The following is a 25193-nucleotide window of genomic DNA, read 5'->3' as shown; positions in this document are numbered from 1 at the left end:
CTCACCATCCGCCCTGCTTGAGGATGGATGCGGCCTGTGGCATCAGGGCTTCAGCAGCGATCACCTCCGGGTCCTCGCTGCGCAACACCTGGTAATAATGCTTGCTGTCCCAGAGGGTGCGCGCTACCTCCGCCTTGACCATGGTCTTGATGAAGGCTTCATCCCGCTTGTAAGCCTCTTCATTGAATTCGATCTTGTTTTTCTTTAGCACCTCTTTGAGGTCGGCCGTGAACTCCTCTCCGATGCTGAATTGTGCACGAAAAATTGCAAAGCTGGTATACCTGCCGCGCAGCGCGGTGCCGTATTTGGAGCCGAGTTCAAAAAAGATCCGGCGGCCGAAGAGGTCATTGGTAAACCGCGTGATCCGTTCCGCTTTCAGCGTGCTGTCCGGGGTGATGCCGCCGCCGCCGAAAACCGTGCGGCCGGCGCGCGTCTTGTAGACGGTGCGCCCCGAATCAGGCTGGGCCGTCGGGGCGTTTGCATCTTCATCATCATATGCCGCCGCATAGTAATCAGCCAGTCCGCCGGTATAGGGCCGCTGGATCAGACGTCCGCTCGGGGTGTAATATCGCGCTACTGTGAGCCGCAGCGCTGAACCGTCTTTGAGGCCGATCTGGTTCTGGACCAGTCCCTTTCCAAAGCTGGTCTGGCCGACCACTAGACCGCGATCGAGGTCCTGGATCGCACCGGCGACGATCTCCGAAGCACTCGCCGATCCGTGGCTGATCATGACAATCATCGGCTTCATCGGCTGGTCGCCGTTGCTGGTGGAGAAGAAATCCTCATCCGCCCCGGTGAGACGGCCGCGGGTATACACCAGCTTCTGTCCGGCGGGGATGAACTTGTCCGCCACCTCCACGGCCTGCTCCAGCAGTCCGCCGGCGTTGGAACGCAGATCGAGAATGAGCCGCTTCATGCCCTGGCTGTGCAGATCCTTGAGGGCGGCCTCGAGCTCATCGGCGGTGGTTTTAGCAAACCGCGCCAGCCAGATGTACCCAGTCTTGCCGTCATCGAGCATAAAGGCGGCGTAGAGACTGTTGATCGGAATCTTGTCGCGAACGATCTCCACGTCGAAGGGATCGGCCAGATTGGCACGCGCAACCGTTACCTTGACCCGGCTGCCCTTGGGACCGCGCAGTTTTTTAAAGACCTCATCCTCCGTGATGCCATAGGCGGAAACGCCATCGATGCGTACGATCTGGTCGCCGGGCAGCAGCCCGACCGCCTCCGAAGGCCCGCCGGGGATCGGCGACACCACCGTCAGGACCTTGTTCAGGACGATAAATTCGATGCCGATGCCCTCAAAAGAGCCCTCGAATTGCTCATTCACCTTCTCCAGACTCTTCTTGGGGATGTAAACCGAGTGGGGGTCCAGCTTGGCCAGCAAGCCTTCAATAGCGCCGGTGATCAACTTGTCACTCTCCACCGGCTCGACATAATAGCGCTTGACATAGGCGAAGACCTCAACAAATCGGTCGAGGTCCGCGCGGATGTTGTCCTGGGGAAAGGCTTCATTATCCCCCACGCGGGTGAAGGCGATGCCGATCAACAGGCAAACCACCGTCAGCCCCAGAAATCGAAGGATGTTTTTATTCATCTTGCTCATTTCTTCCGAGAACGGTTAATCATCTCTTCCGTATCGCTTCACAAGCGGTCCGCAACAGCCCGGGCGACATCGAGACTCGTGCTCGTCCCGCCCATATCATAGGTGCGCACCCGGCCTTCGGCGATCACGGCCGCGCACGCGCGCTCCAGCCGCTGCGCCATGGCGGTCTCTCCGAGCCAATCCAGCATCAGCCGGACCGTGAGCAGCATGGCCATGGGATTGACCTTGTATTGTCCGGCATATTTAGGCGCAGAACCATGGGTCGGTTCAAAGACCGCATAGTGGTCGCCGATGTTGCCGCTACTGCTGAATCCTAAACCGCCGATGAGTTGGGCGCAGAGATCGCTGATGATGTCACCGAAAAGATTGCTGGTCACCAGCACCCCGTAATCCTGGGGATTCTTGATCAGCCACATGCACATGGCATCGATATTCGCCTCCCACAGGGCGATTCCGGGATACTCTGCAGCAATCTTGCGCGCCTCCCTCACCATGAGACCGCTGGTCTCACGCACCACATTGGGCTTTTCCACCACCGTAACGGTTTTGTAGCCGTACTTTTCGGCATACTCAAAAGCATCGCGGATGATGTTGCGGCAGCCCTGGCGGGTATTGATGCGCAAAGAGACGGCGATATCCTCCAAGGGTACAGATTCGAACCGCTTCATCTTTGAATTGTGCTTCACCAGAGTCTGCATTACCTCGGCGGGCAGGGGATGAAATTCGACGCCGGCATAGAGATCCTCGGTGTTCTCGCGGAAGACCACAATATCGATATCGTCGCGGAAATTGAGCGGATTCCCCTTGTACGCCCTGCAGGGACGGAGATTAGTCCGCAGATTGAACTCCTGGCGCAACCGGACGATCGGGCTGGCGTAAATGAACCCCTTGCCTTTCAGCGCCGGATCCAGCTCGGCCTCGGCTTCTTCCTTGGGCTTGGAGGTGATGGCGCCAAAGAGGGCGCAGTCGGTATTGCGCAGCAGATCCGTTGTCCGCTTGGGCAGCGGATCGCCTTCCTTGCACCAGAACTCCCAACCGATATCGCCATGTGTGTATTCAGCGTCCAGCGCCAGCTGGTCCAACACAATCTGTGCGGCATCCATCACATCCTTGCCGATACCATCACCCGGCAGCAGTGCGATCTTGTACTTGGCCATGCTTTCCACCTCGGTTTGTACTGGGTCGATCGGATCTAAAATTTTATTATACCTATTTTCTTGGGTCTAAGCAAGTAAAAAATCAGGGGCCTATGGACAACGAGAAGCGGTGCGCCCGTCCCAACTCCTCCTGAAACGGCACCCAGGCATAATCGATCGCGATTTGACCGAGGTGCACGCCAAATCCTGCGCTGAAATCGCGTGAAGCATAACCTGTCTGATACCCGGCCCGCAAGGCCAGCAGCGGCAGCGGCCGGATCTCCGCCCCGATCAGCAGATGGTTCTTCTGATGGCGGACGCCGACATAATCCGCCGTCAGCAGCCAGGGCGACTCGGGACTCCCGAGCGGCAGCGCATAGGCGACACCGACTCGCAGCGTATGCGGCAGTGTTACCTTTTGGGTTATCATTTCCCGGGCGGAGCCGAGATGCTGCACCACCACCCCGGCGGTCACCTCCTTGAGGGGTGTTTTGCAGATGGCCCCGAAATCCGCACTATAGCCGCTGGCGGCCTCGTCGAAAATCTTTTCATTCAGATAACGCAGATTGCACCCCAAGGCGAGATACTCCCCGATATACCGGGCGAGGGTGACGCCAAAGACGACGTCGTGCGCGGCAAAAGTGCTCAGGGGCTCTTCCGTCGGGTAATAGCGCTGCTCGATGCCGTCGGTTGACACCACCAGGGCGTGCACCCCGAAAGTGAAGGGTTGAAGCGGGAAAAGCGCCGCAGCGGCGTCGTGGGTGACCTCCTGGATCCACTGATTGTGGGCAAGATGCGCCTGAAATCTCCGCGCTGCGGCTGCACCCGCTGGATTCCAAAAGGGAGCGCTGACATCCCCGGAAACGGCCGCAAAAGCCTCGCCCATCGCCGCGGCGCGGGCGCCGGTGCCGATCTGCAGAACCGCAAAACCGCTCTGCCATTGCGCCCGGACGGCCGCACTTTGTAGCAAGACCAGCAGCATCAGGCTGCCCAACATTATTTTCACCTCTCTCATCTGACGTCCCGTCCCTAATCTTTGCCTTTACAGGTTAAGGTCCCAGGAAATGACATGGTCCGCCCGCGGCGCATCACCGGGCGTAGCATAGGCATAGTTCAACATTATCGTTTTGCCATACACCTTCAGGGCGACACCGATGCCGGCGGTCAGCTGCCCGTCATCCAAACCAAGCCGGAGGGCGCCAGCCTCCGGCAGCGCCGCCTCGGCGCCAAAATGATAGCGCGGATTCTGCTCGCGTGAATCCTCCGCCTCGGCGGTCAGCAAGAGCCAGCGCAGCGGCGGTCGGTAGGCCGCAGCCAGTCGAGTCGACCGCGGGAACTTGTCATTGATGTTGGTCCCGCGCTCCCAGACCTTTTCCGTATTCCAGGTGTATTTGGAAAGATTGTCGCGCAGCACCACGCCCAGACTGAAATCCGCGAATGGGCGGTAGTATGCGCCAAAATCGACGCCGAGCCCCATCGAAGAGATCGCGGAACCATCATTGTTGACTCCTGGCATACGGCTGTAGAGGATCTTGCCGCTGACGCCAAGCGAAAAACGCTCGGCCGGACTCAGGGCAAAGGAGAGGAAAAAGGCATTCTCGCTGAAGGAATAATCTTCAGTATGGCTCCCCGCGAGATCGCGCCCGTCAATACGCTCCACCCCGGAATGGATCCAGGCCAGAGCGAAGCCGGCGCGCAACGGCGCCCGTTCTTCGCCTGCCACCGCTTTGGGGCGGACGGGCTGCGCATAACCGATATAATCGAGCTTGCGATCGAGCGGTAAAAAGGCGTAGGAGAGGGCCGCCTGCCGCCCCTTGAGATGCGGCAGCAGCGCAGGATTATAGATGCCGGCGAAGGCATCCTCGGCCACCGCGGAAAAGGCATCGCCCAAGGATTTGGCGCGCGCGCCGATTCCCATACGCAAAAACGCGCCGGCATAGCCGCCATCTCCTTCCGAGGCCATCAGGGCTTGAGCCAGCAGCAGCAAGGTGCAGGCGATCGAACAGACTCTCTTCATCATCTCCCTCATATCCTGAACAGGCTAATTCACCACCAGCACCTTGCCCCAATAGACGCCATCCCCTTCGAGAGCGACGCTGTAGAAATAGGCGCCATTGGCCACCAGATCGCCATACGCGTTGCGGCCGTTCCAGATCTCGGCACAGTCGGCGGGACCGCTGCGATAGGCATCTTGGATGACGGTGGCCACCAGGTCCATGGCAAAATCGAAAACCTTCACGGTCACCCGCGTCGGCTTTTGGGTATTGTATTGAAACCGGACGTAGCCATCGCCTCCGAGCAGATTCTGCCGCATTGGCGAAAAGGGATTGGGATAGGCATAGGTGCGCGCCTCTCCACCCCGCCCGGTCCGGACGAAGGCACGCTGGATCGCCCAGGTATAGCCGTTGTCCGCCGTGCGGGCGAGACCGTCGGCCATGCCCGCCCAAAGTACGCCGTCGCGGGCAAAAGCGGAGTAGGCCTCGGTGCTGAGGACCCGATCGCCATCGTTCGCGTCGTGCATCACCGGATACAGATACCAGCGCTTACCCAGATCGTGCGAGACATAGAGGCCGTTGTCGGTAGCGACATAGACGACCGAATCGTCAAAGGCAAAATTATGCGCTTTTTCATTGTGCAGAAAGGTCTCCCAGGTCAATCCGCCGTCCTGGGAGCAGGAGACCGCATTGTATTCGCTTTCGCCTTCAGCGGTCCAGGTCGCGGCCCAGATGATTTCGCGGCCGCCGGTCTGCTGCACGCCGAGTGCGACGACGAAGTTGCCGGAGATGGGCTCGGGTTGACTGAGATGATTAAAATTGGTCCAGGTAGCGCCGTTGTCAAGGCTTTTGTTGACGCCCTCGGCTGTGCCGATCCAGAGGCTGTTGCTGCCGGCGGCGGCGGAGAATCCGCGGTGGTTGTAACGGCCGTACGGATCGAAGTTGAAGGTATCCGGGGCGGCCTCGATCCAGCTCCGTCCCCAGTCGGCCGATTTCTGCACGCCGCCCCCATAGCTGACGATCCAGACCGTTTGGGCGACAACCGCGATATCATAGGTGAGGTTCTGGATCGGAGTGGCCCCGGGCTGCGGCGAGTGCCGCCAGCTGGCGCCGCCATCAAAGGAAAAACTGATCCCGGTGCCCTTAGGCAGAGCGGCGGGATCGACCTTCGTCACCGTATCGGTGGCTGTGGCAACGATGATGGTGTCACCCCGTGCCCAGAGTGCCGCGACGCTGCCATGCCCAATTCCCGGCGTCGAGGTATAGCTGGTGAATTCGTTGGTGGTCAGATCGAGGCGGCTCAGTCCATTGCCCGTCCCCAGCCAGAGCCGGGAGCCGCTGCAGACGATGTCCGTAATGCCATTGCCCGCCAGCCCGGTCGTTTGCGTCGCCGCTCCGGAGAGACGATGCGTCGTGACCACGGCCGCCCCGAGAACCGCAGGCAGCAGCACCAGCAGAAAGATCCATTGTCTCATTCGCATCCGATTCAAACTCTTGTTTAAGTAATTTTTCCGGCCGCGAGCCGCAAAAGGTGCTGCCGCCGGACCGTCAAGATACGGCGAATCAATCCAGAACGATCGTGTGGGTCAGGGGTTCGCTCTGCTGGCCAGTCCAGTCCTCGGCCACAAAGGTGAGGCGGTAACTCCCAAGAGCCTTGGAGGGGTCAAAAATGACCGTCATGGAATAGATTCCGTCCCTGGCTGTCAGATCGCCGCGGTACCCGAGGTCCCAGCGATTGATGTCGAGCGCCAGACCATTGTCATACATGAGAAAAGGATTGTTGTTGAAGCCACTGCCATCGGGATTATAGGCGCGCAGCAGCACCCGATTGATGTCCTGCAGTCCCTCGGGTTCATCGACCTGAACCGAGACCAGGTGCGTGGAAATGCCGCTGGCCGGCCGCGTCACATTGTCGGGCGCCGAAAGGCCGGAGAGGTGGGGTACGCCATTGACCATGACCATCGAGGTGCTCATCGCCCCGCTCCGCAGTCCCGAGCGGTCAACGGCCACGCATGTGAAGAGATAGGCGCCGGTTTTACGCGCATTGAAGGTTTTGTCCACAGCCAGGTTGAAAAGGCCGTCGGCCGCAGTGTCATCGCCGTGTGTGCCATCATCATAGAGCATGGTATCGAAGGCCGCTTTGCCCGCGGCTGTGGCGCGGACCTCGACCCGCGCCACATCGTCGGCGCCACTAGAGTCGGCTACAAGGGCCTGCAGCAGCCGGGTGCCGGCAAAACCGCTCGCCAGGCTGTCTGGAAAGTTCAGCTGCAGAATGACCGGAGCGGCCAGGTCCCCCGAACGCCGGATCTCCTCCAGCGGATCGCCTGCGCTCCGGCCCTCACGCAAGGCCTGAAAACGCAGCTGGTAGGGCTGGCCCCCGGATACCGCCGGCTGCCAGCGGAGCACCTGGGTGAAGACGCCGTCAAAAGCCACGACATCCCCATCCTCCGGATGCAGCGCCCCGCCATCATCGTAGAGAGACCAGGTCCGTTCAGGCGCTGCACTCCCTTGCGGTGCGGCCTCCAGCCGCACCGAATCGGCGGCGCCGGAGACGGTGATCTCAATCCGGTAAAGCTGCTGTGCGGCCAGCTTCTCCGGAAGAGTGGCCTTTTTCAGCGCCACCGCTTCCGCCAGAGGCGGAGTCGGTAGAGTGCGCTTGCCGCAGCCGGCAAGCAGCATCAGGCAAACGATGAAAACAAACGATCGGCGCATACAAGTTCCTGAAGGTTAAAAAAAAATCCGAATGTCCGGAGCGGCGATGGCGTGCACATTTCACCCGGAAACATTCGGATAACGATGAAAAGCGCCTTAACCATTCGTCAAAGAGAGCGAAATCTGCATCACAGCACGAAAGTCTTTAACGAAGGGAAATAGGCGGCCTCCTTATCCAGTTTAATCAATCTCTTATAAAATAAACACAAAAATGGTATTAGTCAAGTGATTTCTGGCGCTGCTCGAGCCACTGCAGCAGCGCGGCGTGACCGGGAAGGATCAGGTCGGCCTGCTGCAGTTCCCCGGACGGCAGCGTCGTCTCGAGGGCGATGCAATAAAGCCCTGCTGCCTTGGCAGCGCGTATCCCCATCGGGGCGTTCTCAATCACTACGCAGCGCTCGGGCGCCAGATCGAAATAGCGCATCGCGGTCAGATAGGGATCAGGATAAGGCTTGGGCCGGGCGAAATCCCCGTCACAAAAAAGTGCGTCAAACCGGTCACACCGCTCCCCGAGGATATGCAGCAGGTTCTCCCGCGATGTACCGGTCACCACCGCCGTCCGGATTCCGGATCGCGCCGCGAAATCGAGGATCTCCGCCACGCCGGGGTAAACCGACGGCGTGGTCTCGCGGCGAAAATGGATATTCTTCTCAGCCCCCAGGCGGCGCGCCTCACGCTCGTCGATCTCCAGCCCGCCATGCGCGCACATCGCCTGAGCGATCCGCCAGGCCGGCTCCCCTTCATGCCGCCGCAGTACCAGATCGACCGGCTCGACTCCCAGGGGCGGCAGAACCATTTTCCAGGCATTCAGGTGCCGGTCGGACGAATTAGCGATGACGCCGTCGAAATCGAAAAGCAGCGCCCCGATCACTCCATCTCCTCCAGCAGGGCCGTGAAATGACGCAATAGCGGGGCTTCATGCACCAGACGCAGCCCTTTGACGCGCTCACGATGCCGAAAAATCTCGATGACGGCCGCCGCGACATACTCGAGGTGCCGGGAGGTGTAGACCCGCCGCGGGATGGCCAGGCGCACCAGTTCGAGCTCGGGGTATTTTTCGCCACCCTGCCCGTCCTTTTCGCCGAACATCAAACCGCCAATCTCGACCGCGCGAATGCCTGCCTCGCGATAGAGCGCCACCGCCAAAGCCTGCGCCGGAAATTGCTGGCGCGGCAGATGCGGCAGGATCGCGCTGGCGTTGAGAAAAATCGCATGGCCGCCCACCGGCTTGACAAAGGGGACGCCGGCCGCATCGAGAAGTGCCCCCAGAGCGCGCACCTGACCGATACGGTAGGCGAGATAGGCCTCATCCAGCCCCTCTTCGAGACCCCGGGCAATGGCCTCGAGATCCCTGCCGGCCAGGCCTCCATAAGTGGGGAAACCCTCGAGCAGAATCAGCAGGTTCTTGGCCTTTTCGCTCCATGCTGCATCATTCAGGGCGAGAAAGCCCCCAATGTTCACCAGCGCATCCTTTTTCGCACTCATGGTACAACCGTCCGCATGGGAGAAAAGTTCCCGCGCAATCGCCGGAAGAGCTTTTGCGGCATAGCCCGCCTCGCGCTCCTTGATGAACCAGCAGTTCTCGGCATAGCGGCAGGCATCGATGATGAAAGGCTTGTGATACCGTTTGGCGATGGCGCTGATCTGACGGATGTTCTCCATCGAAACCGGCTGCCCTCCAGCGCTGTTGTTGGTCACCGTGATCATCACCAGCGGGATCTTGTCCGCCCCATGCACCTGAAAGGCCCGCTCCAGCTTGGCTGGATCCATATTGCCTTTGAAAGGCGCTTCCTTTTCCGGATGCATCGCCGCGTCTACGACCAGATCCAGCGGCACACCCCCCTGATGCAGGACGTTGGCGCGTGTGGTGTCAAAATGGATGTTGTTGGGAATCACATCACCGCTGCGGATAGCTGTCGCAAAGAGCAGATTCTCCGCCGATCGCCCCTGATGCGTTGGGATGACGTGGTTAAATCCGAAAAGACGGCGGACAGTCGCTTCGAAATGGACCCAGTTCTTACTCCCCGCATACGATTCGTCGCCCAGCATGATCCCGGCCCACTGGTTATCGCTCATCGCAGCGGTTCCGCTGTCCGTGAGCAGATCAATATATACGCTCTCGGCCGGCAGGGCGAAGAGGTTGTATCCTGCCTCCCGGATCAAGCGGTCGCGCTCCACCCGGGTGGTCCGGCGCAGCGGTTCGACGACCTTGATCCGAAAGGGTTCAGTTGGAAAATCCATGACAGCTCCCGGTTATCCTTTAAGCGGCTCAAAATTCATGAAATCGGCATGGTGGACGATCACCGCCTCAGGGGTCCGGTAACCGCCGTCTCCCTCCTTGGCGTGAACAGCGATGATGTGCACTACCTCGTCAGGCAGTTGGAAACGGGCGGCCAGATTGGCGCCGCTGAAAGGATGGCGCAGAAGCTTGCCATTGGTGCTCTTGATATACTTGCCCTCGAGGCGACGGTATTCGAGTAGCTTGCCGATATCATGCAGAAGCCCCCCGCTGACGATCAGATCCATCGATAGGGTGTAATAAGGGCTATAATGGGCTGCCAGAACCCTGGCCGCAGCGATGGCCGTTTGGGTCACCGCCTGCACATGCGTACGGTAGCTGACCGGGCATTCGGGGATGAGCAGGGTGAAGGGGATGCGGTCGAGATCCTCGGCCTCCCAGCCGCCGATGCGCATCGCCTCGAGCCAGCAGGCGAGGGTCTTGGCGTGCAGATCGGGATCCTGAATCAGCCCGAACTCGGGGAGCAGCGAAAGCACCTTTTTTTCCATGCGGACCTACCTGTGTTCGAGTTGGGATTTCATGGCTGCGATCGCCCGATCGACGCCGATCAGCAGGGCGCGGGAGAGTATCGCCCGCCCGATGTTGACCTCCTCGATCAGGGGTATGGCGGCAATGTCGCGGATATTCTGATAGCCAAGGCCGCGTCCGGCTGCAACTCCCAAGCCCAGCTTGTTCGCTGCAGCAGCTACGGCGCGGAGCCGCTCAACCTGTTCGGTCAGCGATCCCAAATCCTCCACCCCCGCCAGCAGGGTGGTATTGAACTGGACATAATCGGCGCCCGCCCGGGCGGCGGCGCGAATCTGGGCCGGGTCCACCGCCACCAGCGCGCTGACGACGATGTTGTGGGCACGCAAGGCCGCCGCAACCTCCTCGAAGTAATCGAGATTGGCCTCGACGTTCAGCGCGACCTCCTCTCCCTCATTCTCCTGCAAGACCGGCAGCAGCGTCACCATATCGGGCAGCAGCTGCAAGGCCTTTTGCACCATGACCTCCTGCAGCGGAATGGCCAAATTGAGGTGGCTCTTGACCACCTCCTTTAAAAGCCGCAGATCACGGTCATCTATGTCGGCGCGATCTTCGCGCAGTTGTACGACAATGCCATCAATGCCGGCCAGCTCGGCCGCCATCGCCACCTGCAGCGGATCCGGCTCCTTCTTGCGATTGAAATTGCGCACCCGCGCAACCTGATTGACACAAAGACATAACCTGGACATGACGGACCTCGTATTGGGTTTTAAACCGATGCTGCAATGTGTGGTCCCCGGCCCTGCTGCCGGGAGAGACCGCGCGGCCCTATAACGCTTCCGTGATATAAACGAAACGGATGCCCTGCTGTTCGAGCGCCGGGATCATCCGTTCCAGCACCCGGTAGGTGCGCTTACGCATGTGACAGATGACGATGACCTGGCCCTGCTTTGCGGCCACTGCCGCTGCCTTGTTCAGCTGCGCCTCAATGAAATCCTCGTCGTCCTCGGCATCGAGGAAATACTGGTTGGCCGCCGCCCGAACACCGGCCTCCCGGGCCGCCTCCAGGGCGACACTTTGCGGGCTGGTGCGGCTATCAATAAAGATCTTGTTCTGACGCTTCAGCTCGGCCATCACCGTCCGCATCATGGCCCGGTCCGGAGTGACTTTGGAACCTTCATGATTGTTGATGCCCAGGGCCGCGGGCAGCTGCGCGAGCGCGGCCCGCACCCGCAGCCGCACGGTCCCGGCATCCTGACCGGCGAGCAAGGTATAGCCCTCATCCGACCACTTGGCGTCGCGCGGTTCCATCGGCATATGGACGAGCATCTCGCGGTTGGCCAGACGGGCATCCCGCGCCACCAGGCTTGTCGCCTTCTGGCCGGGTAGGATCGCAATCGTCAGGGGTTTGGGATAAAAGAGGAACTTTTTGACCAAATCGTTATTGGCATAGCCAAAATCATCAACGATGATCGCCATCCGGCCGGATACTGCGCTCATCGATTCGCGCCGCATCAGCACGATGCGGCAAGCCCAGTCACCGTCGACCGCAATGGTATACTCCAGACGTCCCTTTCGCCGGTCTTCGACGATGCGCCGTATCTCGCCATCGATCTTGTCCAGCTCATCGATCAACGCAAAGGTGAGCCGGTGAATATTCAGATCGCGAGGGATCGAGGCGGAGTAGGTCAGCTCCGACTTGTGCACCGCCGGTGCATTGATGCGGAAAGCCGCCAGCGCCTTGCGCAGCGCCTCTCCCACCTGATCGACCTCCTCCTGTGAGGCCCGGTTGCGGGGATCGGCCGGCGGTTCAGCCTCCGGATGCGGCAGCGAACGCGGCTCCGGCCCGGCCGGCTCTATCGCGTGCGGTTTCTTCTGCTCGGGGATAACCTCACGCCGCTGAACCGGAGATTTCCACAGGATGTAGCCGTTGATGACCAGTAGCAGCACACTGAAGGTACCCAGCGCCCATTGCAGCCGTCTTTTTTTATCCATGCTCATTTGCCATACCAGGCGCGCAGGGCGCTCCATGTGGGATGTTGATCCGTCGCGTAATCCGCCCAGCGGCGGATATACCATAACTCTTCACTCGAACGCACCAGCCGGAATTCCGCCTGGCCCTGCATCCGCCGCGGCGCTTCGTCCTGATGCCGATGGCCGACTGTCAGGACATATTCCTCTACCAACACGACGGAGTCCTGATAGGTGTTCTCGCGGATCAGGTTCAGAGTCAACGAACTCACCGAATCGGCAGGCAAATAGGCGAGGAGCTGATTGAGATAGTTGCGTTCGCTCTCCTTGTCCCAGCGCGAAAAAAGCCCGGGGTTGGCCGCTCCGACTGCCGGCTCCGGCTGATAGATGAATGAGGCATGCACCAGCCCGGTATCGGCCAGACAACGCAAATAATTCTGATTGTTGCGCTCCGCAATCGCCGTGCGCAGGTTGATCATCACCAAAGCCGGTGACGTCGGCTGCACCCAGCTCGATTGGGTGGTGACCGGCGTCTCGGGTTCGCGCGTGCTGAATGGGGTCTTGCAGCCAGCAGCCAGCAGTAATAAAACCGGCAGCAGCCAGTGGACCTGGATGGTAAGCCGAGCGTGCACCATCCCCATCCTATTCGACTGTCCGCTGATAGTACTTCAAGGAATTGGGTTTGACCGGGCACTCCTCGGCGATCTTGAGCCACCCCAGTCTGCCCTGTCCCCGCAGCTCGAAAAGCCGCGGCACCAATTTGTCGCGCAGTTCGCTCAGCGACATCGGATTGACATAGATCTTGGTTCCCCCCTCAAAACCCGCCGGGATATTGACCCGCCATTTGATCAAGATATGCCACGGAATCGGGGTAATGCTGTCGTTAGGCATATAATACCACTCTTCATTGCACGAGATCTGCGAACCTGTCGCCGCATGAATGGCGTGCACCAGGTCGCTTACCCCGCGCAGCTCCTCAGGTGTATGCTCGCGCGGACGGCAATTGACGCTCTTCGAATAAATCGCGATCGTCGGATAGCGATGGCCGAGATCGACAAAGGCCATCGCATAATCGTTTTCACAGATGACATTGTTGTTGAGCGCCGCAAAATTGGCGGCATATTCATTGTACATGTTGCGGTTGGTGACCATCAGCTTGAGTTCGCGCTCCAGAGAGACTCCCCATTCATCCAGACCGACGATTTGGGTATGCAGATGATCGAACGAGGCACCCGCCTCCTTGCGCCAGTTCTGATAGACCGCCACATAGCGGCAATAGCGGTTGTCGGCATAGACCTCGTTCATCGCCTCGATCGTGAACCGGAAATATTGATAATGTTCCTCACTGGAAAGCTCGCCTGAGGAGGCCAGCTGCGAGTCATACTCGGCGCCATCGATATAATGACGGCGCGGCACGATCAATTCATGACCGCCCCCGAAAAACGCATCCGCCATTTCGACTTTTTGATCCTCGGAAACCTCGGCAATTTCCGCATCGCTCAATCCGGAGTACTTGAGCTTGAGATTGACGATGTCCAGGACATGCCGCTTCCCTTCGGGGATGGCCAGATAGCTCTCTTTCCAGGCGCGGTTTTTCTCGTTGAGATGATACTGGAAATTCTTCTTCCAGTAATTGATGGAGACGATCTCGAAAAGATTGGGGATGCGGCGGAACTCCGCGCTCTCCTTCACTACATCGACGGCACTGAGCCGGGATTGCGTCACCCATTGCCCGTCCTGCAGAACCATCCGCGACTTTTCCGGCGGGGTCATCAAATAGCGCGCTGGGCAAAAATTGCAGGCATCCCGGTGATCCCCTTTAATCGGCTGCGCCGTCTCGGGTATGCCGGTGAAAATCGGCCGGTTCTTGCGTCCGGGTATATGCCATACCTCCGTGCCTGTGAAGGGATTGTACTGCTTCTCGGTTCCGTCCGGCATCGAACGGATCATGGCACCATTGTGGTTGTTCATACAGACCTCAGTTGACAAACTGCTCAACGAAATAGCGTGCCGTCAGCGGCTCTCCGGTGGCGCGTTTGATCATCTCGTTCCAGGGATAGAGCGATCCAGGGGCGAAGATCCGCGACCGCAGCCAGGCGCCGGCCTGAAGCGAACCGACATAGCTGGGGTTCGCCTCGGAACGCTCCGGCCAAAACGACTTGACCAGGCAGGCCTGCAACTGCGAGGCCAGCAATTCGCCCAGAACGTAATTATGATAATAACAGGGTGCAATGGTGAAGTGGATCTTGGCCGCCCAGTCGGGCTCGTCACGGCCCGCCGGCTTCTTGATCCCCTGGTATTTCTCCACCAGCGTCCACCACAGTGCGTTCAGATTCTGGTCGGGATCGGCGTAGAGCGCCTTCTCGAACTCATACATCACCATCGCCCAGCGCGAAAAAATCAACTGCTTGAGCCGCGCATAGCGGGCGCTCACCTGGTCCAGCTCCTGCCGCTGGGCCGGCTTGAGGCTGAGCATCTGTTCCATCCACCAGGGATTGCGACTGAGACGACCGAAAAAGTTGGCAATCGCCTCGGTGGTGAAAGCGTGCGCTTCCTGGCGCAAGAGCCAGGGCAGCGAACGGTCCATGTAATAACTGTAGACCCCATGCCCCGCCTCATGTAGCATGGTCTCCATCCAACGCTCGCTGTCGGTGAGGTTGCAAAGGATGCGAACATCCCCGGCGCGGTCAATGTCGGTGCAAAAGGCGTGTGGATTTTTACCCTCGCGTTCATAGAGATCGCTGCGCACCAGGATGGAATCGATCGGCAGGCCGATACTCCGATAAAATTGCGCCGCCAACTCCTTGACATCCTTGCCGGCATAAAAACCGTCGAGGTCTACCGCCTCGAGCATGGGCGATTCCTGAAAGAAGGGATCCTGATAATGCCACGGCTGCAAATCCTCGATACGAATACGAAAGCGCCGCGCCAGCTCGCTGTCGAGCTGCTGCTTGAGCGCGAAGAACGGGGCATTGGTTAGATCGTAGAGCTCCTCGAAAATCCGGTCCAGCTCCTTCTGATCCTGTTCGCCCGCCGCCAGTGAAAGGGCATGGAAATTCTTGAAGCCCAGCTTCTGCGCCGCCTTGTTGCGCAGGCGGACCAGCCGCAGTAGATCTGCAGCCACAGCGGCTCCAACCTGCTTGCTCGCCATCCAGGCCGCCTGACGCAGCGCTGGACGTTTTTCCGTTTTCAGAATCGATTCGATTTCATTGCCTGAAAGCCGCTGTTTGCCGGCTTTGCCGCGAAAGGTGCTAAATTTTTTCTCCACCTCGGCGCTCAGAGTTGTGATCTCGCGCAGCAGCTCCGGCTCCATCTGGTTGGGCAGATAGCTCAGGTAAAGCAGCTCGATCTCCCGGGCCAGGACCGGATCGTTCAAGCCGCCTTGCTCCTTCATCTTTTTGACGAAGGCAAACTCTTCGGGATTGCTGTAGATCTGGCGCTTCTGCAGCTCCAGTTCGGCGTAGCGATCATAGGCCTTGGCTTTGCCGGAGGTGGCCGCCTCCCAATAGGCGAGGTTGGCCGCCCGGGCAACCGGGGCAACCTTGGCGACATGTTCTTCGATGAATCGTCGTGCAGCTCGGGTGTTGCGGCCATTACAGCCGGGCAAAAGGAGGGCGAAAAACAAAGGCAGCATCAGATAGACTTTCACGATCAAACTCCATGATTTTCAATAGAGTTATCTCTCGTTGGCAAAAAAAGTATCAATTTTTATTATACTAAAATAATCGCCGATTTCCAAGCCAATTTTCGTTTGCCATGCCCGGCCGTCACACCATCCCGGCTCTCATGCCCACCCGGAGGCCGGGGGCGACCCGAGAACCAGTTCGGCGCCGGGTTAATTTTCGCTTGCTATTCACGCCTGTTTTCTTTATCCTACCTAGTATGCAAGGCAGTAGGCACTTTCGGAGGCTTTATGAAAAGGTACCAGGTGGGGGGCATGCTTGTTCTGCTGGGATGGAGTCTGGCCTTGAGCCAGTCTCTGCCGGCACGTAAAGGCGGCGTCAATATGGCCCGGCTTGCCCTCATCGACAAGGCGGTGCAACTGGCGATCGATCGGGGAGATATCCCCGGGGCAGTTGTCCTCGTCAACCACGGCGGAGAGAAGGTGCTGCACAAGGCTTATGGCAATTGCCAGCTGGTCCCAGACACCCTGCGGATGGCGCCGGAGATGATGTTCGACCTCGCCTCGGTCACCAAACCGGTCGCCACGGCCACGTCGATCATGATCCTCGCTGAGCGCGGCCAGCTGCGTCTCACCGATCGCGTCTCCGATTATGTCCCCGGATTCTCGCGGTATCGCAAGCCCGACAGCTCCCTGGCTGAGGAGGCGCGTATCTGGCATCTGCTTACGCATACCTCCGGACTCCCCTCCTATACCAGCGCCGACAAGGCTGCGCAAACGCTGGGCACACCCTGCACGACGGCGGCGCTGGTCGATTATATTGCCCAGCTGCCCAAGCTCAGCGCCCCCGGCGAACTCTACACCTACAGCTGTCTCGGATTCATTACGCTCAATCGGATCATCCAGGCGGTCTCGGGACAGGATGTCAGCGCCTTTGCCAAGGAGAACATCTTTGAGCCGCTGGGCATGCGCTACACCACCTTCAATCCCGACGAGACCCTCAGACTGATCTGCGTGCCCACGGAGGTGCAGGCCAACGGTCTGCCCCTGCGCGGTGTCGTCCACGATCCGCTCGCGCGGCTGCAAGGCGGGATCTCCGGAAATGCCGGACTTTTCTCCACTGCCAGTGATTTGGCGCGCTATTGCCAGATGATGCTCAACGGCGGCATCCTCGGCCAGAGCCGCATCCTCAGCCCCGTCACGGTAGCGCGGATGACCCAGGTGGTCGATACCCCGGCTCATGCCGCCCGCGGCTACGGCTGGGTGATCAAGCAGGGACAATCGTGGGTCGGCGGTGATCTGCTCCCAGACGGCGGCTATGGTCACACCGGCTATACCGGCACCTCCATCTGGATCGATCCCAAGACCCGGACCTATATCATCATTCTCAGCAACCGGGTCCATCCCAAAGATGATGGCGAAGTCGACAGCATGCGCAGCACCATCGCCAACATCGTCGCCAGTGCGATCATCGAGTGAGCGCCGCCGTCACCATGGCTTGCGCCTCCTCCTGGATCCGCCGCAGGTGGTCGCGTCCCTTAAAGCTTTCGGCATAGATCTTGTAAATATCCTCGGTGCCGGAGGGGCGCGCTGCAAACCAACCGTTTTCGGTCACCACTTTTAAACCGCCGATGGCCGCCCCGTTGCCCGGCGCACGCGTCAGTATATCGAGGATCGGTTCGCCCGCCAGGGTGGCGGATTGGACCCGCTCCGGCGAGAGGTTGGCCAGGGCGGCGCGTTGGGCCGCATCAGCGGGCGCGTCGATTCGTTCGTACACCGAATGACCGAAACGCTCCTCGAGGGTGCGGTAGATCTCGCCGGGGTCCCGGCCGGTATTGGCGGTGATCTCCGCGGCCAACAAGTCGAGAATGATCCCATCCTTGTCCGTCGTCCAGGTGCAGCCATTGCGGCGCAGGAACGAAGCGCCCGCACTCTCCTCGCCGCCAAATCCAAACGAACCCTCCGTCAGACCTTTGACAAACCATTTAAATCCCACCGGCACCTCGGCGACGCGGCGTCCCAGCGAATGCGCGACCCGGTCGATCATCGAGCTGGAGACCAGGGTCTTGCCCACCGCAGCCTCGGTCCGCCAGAGTCCGCGGTTTTGAAAAAGATACCAGATCGCTACCGCCAGGTAGTGGTTCGGATTCATCAGGCCCGCGCTGCGGCAGACGATGCCATGCCGGTCGGCGTCCGGATCGTTGCCAAAAGCGATATCATAATGCTCGCGCATCTCCACCAGCCTCGCCATGGCATAGGGTGAGGAGCAATCCATACGGATCTTGCCATCCTTGTCCACCGTCATGAAACCGAATGTCGGATCGACGATGGGATTCACGACTTCGATCTGGAGATCATAGCGCTCTGCAATCCGGCTCCAGAGGGCGACGGATGCGCCGCCCATGGGGTCAGCCCCCAGCTTCATACCGGCCGCGGCCACCGCTTCCAGATCGACCACTGCGCCCAGATCTTCGACATAGGCGCCGGCCAGATCCTCCTGGTGGGTACTTGTCATTGAAAAGGCTCGGGCGAAGGGAATGCGCTTGATCCCGGCCATCCCCGCTTGCAACAGCCGGTTGGCCTGTTCCTCTATCAGCCGGGTCACTTGGCTGTCGGCCGGGCCGCCGTGGGGGGGATTGTATTTAAAGCCGCCATCGGCTGGGGGATTATGGGAGGGGGTGATCACGATGCCGTCGGCCAGTCCGGCCAGGCGGCCGCCGTTATGGGTGATGATCGCGTGCGAGATCACCGGCGTGGGGGTGTACCCACGCTCCTGCTGAAGGATCAGCGTCACGCTGTTGGCCGCAAGCACCTCAACGGCTGTGATGAAGGCCGGCTCCGAGAGAGCATGGGTATCCATGCCGAGGAAAAGCGGTCCATCCACGCCCTGCTGGCGGCGGTAATCGCAAATAGCCTGACTGATGGCCAGTACATGCGCCTCGTTGAAGGTGCCGTTGCTCGAAGCACCGCGGTGACCCGAGGTTCCGAAGACGACGCGCTCGTCCGGATCGTTCGCATCCGGATGACGGGTATAGTAATCGGCCACCAGACGCGGGATATTGATCAGCAGCTCTCTTGGCGCCGGCTTACCGGCGAGCGGATGTATGGCCATGTGCGCTTCCCTCCAGTGATTTGATTCCGGGTTTACCGGCTAAACATACACATTTTCGCTCAACCGTTCAAGCTAAAAAGGGAAAAAGAGGAGTGGAACATCCGGCGCCCCTGTGCGTAAACAGAAAGAAAGGCGGCTGCAGCACCCCGCCCAGCAAGCCCGGGGGATTTTGCCACCTCAGACCGCCAAACCGAACTGTCCGCTATCGGGAGACCCGGCGATGACTAAATTTCTGCTCTGGCTGTTGGTGTTGATCCTGTGCTGGCCGCTGGCCCTTCTGGCTCTCCTTCTCTACCCGGTCGTCTGGCTGCTGGTGCTGCCCTTGCGTCTACTCGGCATTGCGGTGGAGGGTCTGCTTGACTTTCTCCGGGCCCTCTTCGGCCTGCCCGCCCGGCTACTGCGAGGTCCCCAAAGCACACGATAAAAATGTGATCAAGGCGATTTTTTCCTTTCTTTTTTGAAATTTTCTGATATATTGGTATCGTTTAAAACGGTTCATTTTTTCAAAAAAGAAGGATATTTGATCGCCGTATGAGCAAGTATATGGAGATCCAGATCCAGAAAATCCTGATCGACAAGTGGTGTGAAGGCTGCCGGATTCAGGCTGATCCCGGAAACGCCTATGTCATGGATTGGATTCAAAACAATGGCCATTGGTTCCGCACCCACTACGACGATTCCATCTGCCAGAACTGCAAAAACTGGCGCCGCTGCGGACATAACCTGACGCGTGTCTGCCCCGATTACGAGGCCGAGTAAATCCAGCGACGTCGCCTCTTCCTTAACTTGCATCTGTCTCTTGCCGCACGCCATCCACGCCGACGGCGCGGCAGGGTTCCACCCTGAGGGTGAAGCCTCTCTTCCCTATTTCTCCCCTTTCCCGGAACATTTTCCAGCCCCTTACGTAAGTAAGGGGTGCTCGAGCAATTCCGATCATAAGAAGGTAAAAAAAGGCAACGAATTCGTTGCCTTTCTACTTTAAATTCACTATAATTATTTCTATAACAGAGAACCCTATAACCAAGGTACAGGAAGACCATGGCTGACTTGAAGAAGCTTGGTAAAAAAGCCATCTCGGTATTCTGGCGCGAAAAGGAGGCCGCGGCACAGGATCTGGGGCCTTCCCCGGCTCCGAATCTCGGACCGATCCTCTCTTCTCCGGTCTCGCCAACCCCCATCCCGCCGCTCTCCATGCCCTCAGCGACGGCGCCGGCGGATACCCCCTTTTACAAAGAGATCGAGCAGGAATTGGCCAAAAACATGCCCCCGGCCTTTGCCGAGTTCAACCTCCAGCTCGCCGACCTCACTGAAAAATTTCCGGCCCTCGACCAGATGACCCGCGATCAACTCGCCTTCCACGCGGCCCAGACCGCCCTCAAGGCGCGCCAGCAGCATCTGAGCGTGGACCATGTGCTCCAGGCCCTTGACACGGCCATCAAGGCGCTCAATCAAGAAGAGGCCCAGTTCTCCACCCAGAACGAGGAGGGCTTCAAGCAGAAACTGGCCGAAGTGCGGCAAAAGATCAACGGCCTCAAGCAGGGGATTGCACTCCGCGAAAACCGCCTGGTGGAGATCCAGAAGGAACTCGACGCCTTCATCGCCGCACGCAACGAGGAGAAAAAACGGCTGGAAGCCGAGAAGGCCCAACTTCTCTCCGACCAGCTGGTGACCGAGAACGAAATCAACCAGATCGAACAAAAAAAACGCGAACGCGAGGCCAACTTCCACACCGCACTGCAGCTCCACCAGCAGAATTTCGCTGCCCTTCGCGACCGGTTGGCGGCCAATTTGCAAAAAATCAAATAAGTAACGGAGGATTCCATGAGCGATATGCCATCCCTGCCGGGTGCAGACAAGGTTTCGACTTTTGTATCGAAAAAAGAGACCGCCATCGGACGATTCGGCCTCTTCCTGGTCGCCATCGGCCTGGCCGCCGGTTTTTATGCGGTCTCTCCCTATCTCATCACTCTGCTGGGCCGGGCGATCACCTTGACCAGCAGAGCCATGGTCCTGGGCGGCCTGATGGCCCTTGCCGCCCTGATTTGGTGGGTGGTCTCGAGCAAGCAGTTCCGCTCCATCCTCTGGTACTGGCGCGCCAAGTTCTACCGCTGGTTCACCGGCCTGCTGATCAAGAGCGGCCCCCTCGACGTCATCTACGCCTACGTTAATGAGTACCTCGGCGAAAAACTCGAAACCATCCAGAGCGCCGCCGACCGGGTCTATGGCATCCGCAATGGCATCAAAAGCAATATCGAGAACTATGAGAGCCAGATCCGCGAACGCATCAAACAGGCCGACGCCCTCAAGGACCGCTTCTTCGCCAAGGGCGCCTGGACCGATGAGGACAAGCGCTTCCAGTTCCAGAAGATCAGCAGCGAGGCCGGCATGCTCCAGTCCAATCTGGAGAAATCCAAGAAGCGGTACGAGCGCGCTGAAAAGTATTGTGAGATCATGAAAAAGATGCAGCAGGCCTTTGAATTCTACCGCGACAAGACCAAGTTTTTCGCCGATACCTTGGCCGCTGATTACAATGAAGCTCAGGCCATGGCCAAGGCCACCCAGGCCACCTCGAGCGTCCTCGGCGGCGATGCCCACAGCAACATCTACGAGATGTCGGTCAAGTACGTCCAGGGTCAGATCGCCCTCTTCACCGGACAGGTCGACCGCTTTATGCAGGTGGCCCCGCAGTTTCTCGCTGAACCGGAACTGAACGACATGGTCAGCGAGGACGCGATGATGAAAACCCTCGAGCAGTGGGACACCGCCAGCGATCAGCTGCTGCAGCAGGCCGAGGATATCGGCAAGGCCGGGCAGGCGCTCTCCACCGGCGATCCCGCCCAGGCTGTGGCCATCGTCACCGCCGGCGACAAGCGCGAGCTGGTGCCGATCATGCCCGCCAAATCTGCGGGTGAAGATGAGAGGAAAAAGTACAGCTGGTAAAGCGATAGAACCCTCCGGCTGGCCGCGCGCCCTGCGAATCAGGAGGCTTCCCGGCACCGGAGATTGAACCGATTCCAAGATACAAGGAGCATACCATGGCCGACCAACCTTTTGGCGCCCCCCCTAGCAAAGGCGGATTGACCTTCTTTGCCAAATTTCTCATTGGCCTGCTGATCATCGCCGCCGTCGGCTACGCCGCCTGGAAATTCCTGCCCGAAGGTGGCAGCAAACAGGATCTGCGCGTCCATCTTGTGACCTACTCCGGCATGACCCCCGGGCCCTATTTCAACAACGGCATGAGCCCCAACCCCGATTCACGCTACAAGAAGGATTACGGGCTGAATGTCAAATTCACCGTCATCGATGTCCTCTCCGACGCCATTCAGGCCTGGAAAACCGACCAGGTCGATGTGGTGGTACTCACCGTCGACTCCTATCCGATCGGCCTGCAGGAGCTGCTCATCTACAAGCCGCGCATTTTCTATCTGACCGACAAATCCCAAGGTGCCGACGTGATCATCGCCTCTCCTGCGGTCAAATCGGTTGCCGATCTCGCCGGCCGCAAGGTGGGCTATGTCCCCGGCTCGCCCTCCCAGTGGCTGCTGATCAATATGCTCAAGGCGGCCAACATGACGCTCAAGGATGTCAAGCCGATCGAATTTGTCGAGGTTCCGCAGGTTTTCAAGGCGTTCGAAGTGGGACAGCTCGACGCCGCCGTGGGCTGGTCTCCCGATGATATCGCCGCGCGCGAACGCGTTCCCGGCGCCCATGTGCTCAAGAGCACCAAGGAGGCTTCGGAGATGCTCTTCGGCATCATGTTCGCCAAGCAAGAGCTGATCGAAAAGCGCCACACCGATCTTCAGCATTTTGTCGAAGGCTGGATGAAGGGGGCCGCTGAACTCAATGTCGATCCCACCGCCCGCAGCCGGGCCGCTAGAATCATGACCGCAGGGTACAGCGGCACGACCGAAGAGTACTGGCTCGAGACCTTCGGCAACGTCCGCTTTGCCACCTACGGGGATAACGTCGCCTTCTTCGGTCTCAATCCATCCTTCAAGGGGGTGACCGCGGAGATGGTCTATGACGAGGCCCGTCAGGCCTACAGCGAGATAGGCCTGGCCTCTCCCAACCTGCCGAGCTGGCGCAACGTCTCCGATGTGAGCCTGGTGCAGGCTATCCGACTCACCGGCGCAGCGAATGCCGCCCAGGCACCGACACCCTTCACCCCCCCGACCTCGGACATGTATACCAAGACCGCAGTGGCCACCAAGAATGTGCGGGTCAATTTCGGTTTCAACTCGGCTGTGCTGGAACCCCTCGAGGCCCTGAAACTGAAAAACGAATACGGCCAGATCGTCGCCATGAATGCGAGTTCGCGTTTTCGCATCATCGGTCACACCGACAATGTCGGCGGCCGTGAATACAACATCGACCTTTCGCGGCGCCGCGCCAAGGCCATCGTCGATTTCTTCGTCCAGACCTATGGCCTGAGCCGCAACCAGTTCATCTATGACGGCAAGGGGCCCGATCAACCCATCGCCACCAATTCAACGGAAGAGGGCAAAGCGCTCAACCGCCGTGCAGAGTGCTCCCTGCTCTAATCAGTCTTGGATCAGGCCGGCTGCCGCAGTGGCCGGCTTGATCCGCTGGAGATCCAGCCGCTCGGCGGCATCGATCCCACTTCATCCCGGAGGCATCATGTCATCTCCTTTGTATGAGCTGCGCGGCGAGCTGCCCAAGAGTCAGAAAATCCAGATCGCCATCCTCGGCGCCGCGGTGATCATCCTAATCTGGTGGCTGGCCGTCAGGCTGGGCTTGTTCAATCCGAATATTATCCCTTCGCCCTTCGCCATCGTCGGCTCCATCCCCGAGCTGATCAGCCGCGACGGTCTTTTCCACCATCTCGGCTTGACCATATTCATGAACGTCGCCAGCTGGCTGGAGGGGGCTGCCATCGCCCTGCCGATCGGATTCGCCATCGGCCTCTTTCCGCTATTGAATGCCCTCTTTGGCGGCTATATCACCGCAACGCGCTACATTCCCCTGACCGCGACGATCGTCCTCTTCATGGCCGCTTTTGGGCTTTACATGCTCATGAAGATACAGTTTTTGACCTTCGCCATCCTGGTCTACCTTATCACTGCCGTCATTACGCGCATCCAGGAGACCCCCCAGGTCTATGTGGATGCCGTACAGACACTCGGCGCGAACAAATGGCAGACCATCAAGACCGTTTTCATCCCGAACGTTCTCTCCCGGGTCTTCACCGATTTCATCAACATCGTCGCTATCAGCTGGACTTATGCCGTCTATGTGGAACTGATCAACAAACAGGAGGGCGGTATCGGCGCGCTGATTTACAACCTCTACATGCGTCAGAACCAGGTCGAAAAACTCTATATGCTCATTTTGATCATGGTCGGAGTCGGATTCTGCTTCGACCAGCTCATGCGTTTTATCGATCGCAAGATCTTCCCCTTTAAATACGCATAAGGCGGTCCGCAATGACTCCAGACTTCACCAACACCAATCTGCCCGATATCATCGAACTGAAAAATATCAACACCAGTTACGACGGGGGCCAAAGCTATATCATCAAGGATTTCAACTTGCTGATCGAGGACATCCCCGACAAGGGTGAGTTTGTCGTCATCCTTGGCAAATCCGGATGCGGCAAGACCACTATCCTCAATTACATCGCCGGGTTGAGACAACCCACCTCAGGTGAGGTGCTCATCCACGGCCGCGAACGCGACCAGTCGGTGCCGATCAGCGTGATCTTCCAGGAGCCCAGCACCCTCGAACATTATACCGTGCTCAAAAATGTCATGCTCCCCCTCCTCTATAAGGGGGTGCCCAAAGTGGAAGCGGCCGATCGCGCCATGACCATGATCAAGGCGGTCGGCCTCGAAGGCCACGAGCACAAGTATGCCAAGTTCGGCAAGCTGTCGGGAGGGCAGCTGCAGCGCGTTGTCATCGCCCGCGGCCTCATCGCCAATCCCGGCATCATTCTCATGGACGAGCCCAACCGCGGCCTCGATAATGAGACCGCCCTGCAGATCGACCTGCTGATTAGCGACCTCTGGCAGCGTCTGCAATCCACCGTCATCCTCGTCACCCACAATCTCGACCAGGCCGTCTTTCTCGGGACCGATATCTATATCATGGGCGGTAAGCCGGCACGGATAGTCGAGTCGTTCAAAGTCACCCTGCCCTGGCCGCGCACCCGTGAGATGAAACGCAGCAAGCCCTTTCTCGATCTCGCCGTGGAGATCGAATCGCAGCTCTACAATCTCTAGGCGGCAAACCGCGCCATTTTCACCCCATTATCCCAGA

23 protein-coding genes are annotated in these 25193 nt (G+C 59.1%); 7 read left to right on the top strand and 16 right to left on the bottom strand.

Annotated elements, in window-relative coordinates:
• Position 1 precedes the first annotated feature (1 nt).
• The 14 genes from PLH32_02970 to PLH32_02905 form a co-directional block, all read right to left on the bottom strand.
• Positions 2-1597, bottom strand: a complete 1596-nt coding sequence (locus tag PLH32_02970; GenBank protein ID HQJ63548.1) for a S41 family peptidase — start codon at positions 1595-1597, stop codon at positions 2-4.
• A gap of 47 nt (positions 1598-1644) precedes the next feature.
• Positions 1645-2763 (bottom strand): isocitrate/isopropylmalate dehydrogenase family protein, encoded by a 1119-nt coding sequence (locus tag PLH32_02965; protein HQJ63547.1) that lies wholly within the window; start codon positions 2761-2763, stop codon positions 1645-1647.
• A gap of 82 nt (positions 2764-2845) precedes the next feature.
• Complete coding sequence (locus PLH32_02960) at positions 2846-3739, bottom strand: PorV/PorQ family protein (protein HQJ63546.1); 894 nt, start codon at positions 3737-3739, stop codon at positions 2846-2848.
• A gap of 45 nt (positions 3740-3784) precedes the next feature.
• Positions 3785-4759 carry a hypothetical protein gene (locus tag PLH32_02955; GenBank protein HQJ63545.1) on the bottom strand — a complete coding sequence of 325 codons (975 nt, stop codon included), beginning with the start codon at positions 4757-4759 and terminating at the stop codon, positions 3785-3787.
• Positions 4760-4783: 24 nt separating this feature from the next.
• Positions 4784-6211, bottom strand: a complete 1428-nt coding sequence (locus tag PLH32_02950) for a hypothetical protein (GenBank protein ID HQJ63544.1) — start codon at positions 6209-6211, stop codon at positions 4784-4786.
• An 88-nt stretch (positions 6212-6299) separates the two neighbouring features.
• Positions 6300-7448, bottom strand: coding sequence for a hypothetical protein (locus PLH32_02945; GenBank protein HQJ63543.1), 1149 nt, complete (start codon positions 7446-7448; stop codon positions 6300-6302).
• A gap of 217 nt (positions 7449-7665) precedes the next feature.
• Positions 7666-8319 (bottom strand): HAD family phosphatase, encoded by a 654-nt coding sequence (locus tag PLH32_02940; protein ID HQJ63542.1) that lies wholly within the window; start codon positions 8317-8319, stop codon positions 7666-7668.
• Positions 8316-9689 carry a tryptophanase gene (locus PLH32_02935; protein HQJ63541.1) on the bottom strand — a complete coding sequence of 458 codons (1374 nt, stop codon included), beginning with the start codon at positions 9687-9689 and terminating at the stop codon, positions 8316-8318. Before PLH32_02935 ends, PLH32_02940 begins: the two co-directional genes overlap by 4 nt.
• Before the next feature lie 12 nt (positions 9690-9701).
• The gene (locus PLH32_02930) at positions 9702-10235 is read right to left on the bottom strand and encodes an HDIG domain-containing protein (protein HQJ63540.1); all 534 of its coding nucleotides are present in this window, start codon (positions 10233-10235) and stop codon (positions 9702-9704) included.
• Positions 10236-10241: 6 nt separating this feature from the next.
• The gene (locus tag PLH32_02925; protein HQJ63539.1) at positions 10242-10961 is read right to left on the bottom strand and encodes a pyridoxine 5'-phosphate synthase; all 720 of its coding nucleotides are present in this window, start codon (positions 10959-10961) and stop codon (positions 10242-10244) included.
• Positions 10962-11040: 79 nt separating this feature from the next.
• Entirely contained in the window at positions 11041-12207 is a 1167-nt protein-coding gene (locus PLH32_02920) for a divergent polysaccharide deacetylase family protein (GenBank protein HQJ63538.1), read from the bottom strand.
• A 2-nt stretch (positions 12208-12209) separates the two neighbouring features.
• Positions 12210-12815, bottom strand: coding sequence for a hypothetical protein (locus tag PLH32_02915; protein HQJ63537.1), 606 nt, complete (start codon positions 12813-12815; stop codon positions 12210-12212).
• 10 nt (positions 12816-12825) lie between these two features.
• Positions 12826-14154 carry a DUF4921 family protein gene (locus PLH32_02910; protein ID HQJ63536.1) on the bottom strand — a complete coding sequence of 443 codons (1329 nt, stop codon included), beginning with the start codon at positions 14152-14154 and terminating at the stop codon, positions 12826-12828.
• A 7-nt stretch (positions 14155-14161) separates the two neighbouring features.
• On the bottom strand, positions 14162-15832 hold the full coding sequence (locus tag PLH32_02905) for a M2 family metallopeptidase (GenBank protein ID HQJ63535.1): 1671 nt from the start codon (positions 15830-15832) through the stop codon (positions 14162-14164).
• Positions 15833-16096: 264 nt separating this feature from the next.
• On the opposite strand from PLH32_02905, the gene PLH32_02900 reads away from it, so the two are divergent.
• The gene (locus PLH32_02900; protein ID HQJ63534.1) at positions 16097-17284 is read left to right on the top strand and encodes a serine hydrolase domain-containing protein; all 1188 of its coding nucleotides are present in this window, start codon (positions 16097-16099) and stop codon (positions 17282-17284) included.
• Here the strand turns inward: PLH32_02900 and pgm are convergent.
• Positions 17274-18917, bottom strand: coding sequence for a phosphoglucomutase (alpha-D-glucose-1,6-bisphosphate-dependent) (gene pgm, locus PLH32_02895; GenBank protein HQJ63533.1), 1644 nt, complete (start codon positions 18915-18917; stop codon positions 17274-17276). The two genes, PLH32_02900 and pgm, sit on opposite strands and share 11 nt — an antisense overlap.
• A gap of 220 nt (positions 18918-19137) precedes the next feature.
• On the opposite strand from pgm, the gene PLH32_02890 reads away from it, so the two are divergent.
• A complete protein-coding gene (locus tag PLH32_02890; protein ID HQJ63532.1) occupies positions 19138-19341 on the top strand; it encodes a hypothetical protein in 204 nt (67 codons plus the stop codon).
• 71 nt (positions 19342-19412) lie between these two features.
• On the opposite strand, the gene PLH32_02885 is transcribed toward PLH32_02890, so the two are convergent.
• A complete protein-coding gene (locus PLH32_02885) occupies positions 19413-19709 on the bottom strand; it encodes a hypothetical protein (protein ID HQJ63531.1) in 297 nt (98 codons plus the stop codon).
• Positions 19710-19955: 246 nt separating this feature from the next.
• Between PLH32_02885 and PLH32_02880 the strand changes: the two genes are divergently transcribed.
• The 5 genes from PLH32_02880 to PLH32_02860 all read left to right on the top strand — a co-directional run bounded on the left by PLH32_02880 (position 19956) and on the right by PLH32_02860 (position 25156).
• Entirely contained in the window at positions 19956-20723 is a 768-nt protein-coding gene (locus PLH32_02880) for a hypothetical protein (protein HQJ63530.1), read from the top strand.
• Positions 20724-20738: 15 nt separating this feature from the next.
• Positions 20739-21857: a hypothetical protein gene (locus PLH32_02875; GenBank protein ID HQJ63529.1), complete on the top strand. Its 1119-nt coding sequence runs from the start codon at positions 20739-20741 to the stop codon at positions 21855-21857.
• A 95-nt stretch (positions 21858-21952) separates the two neighbouring features.
• On the top strand, positions 21953-23458 hold the full coding sequence (locus PLH32_02870) for a phosphate ABC transporter substrate-binding/OmpA family protein (protein HQJ63528.1): 1506 nt from the start codon (positions 21953-21955) through the stop codon (positions 23456-23458).
• A 97-nt stretch (positions 23459-23555) separates the two neighbouring features.
• Entirely contained in the window at positions 23556-24350 is a 795-nt protein-coding gene (locus tag PLH32_02865) for an ABC transporter permease subunit (protein ID HQJ63527.1), read from the top strand.
• 11 nt (positions 24351-24361) lie between these two features.
• Positions 24362-25156: an ABC transporter ATP-binding protein gene (locus PLH32_02860; protein ID HQJ63526.1), complete on the top strand. Its 795-nt coding sequence runs from the start codon at positions 24362-24364 to the stop codon at positions 25154-25156.
• The last annotated feature ends 37 nt before the right edge of the window (positions 25157-25193 follow it).

The organism is bacterium (assembly GCA_035419245.1).
Lineage (GTDB): Bacteria > Zhuqueibacterota > Zhuqueibacteria > Residuimicrobiales > Residuimicrobiaceae > JAKPUX01.
Note: the sequence above shows the minus strand (reverse complement) of the source record. Positions and strands in the feature narration are given on the sequence as shown.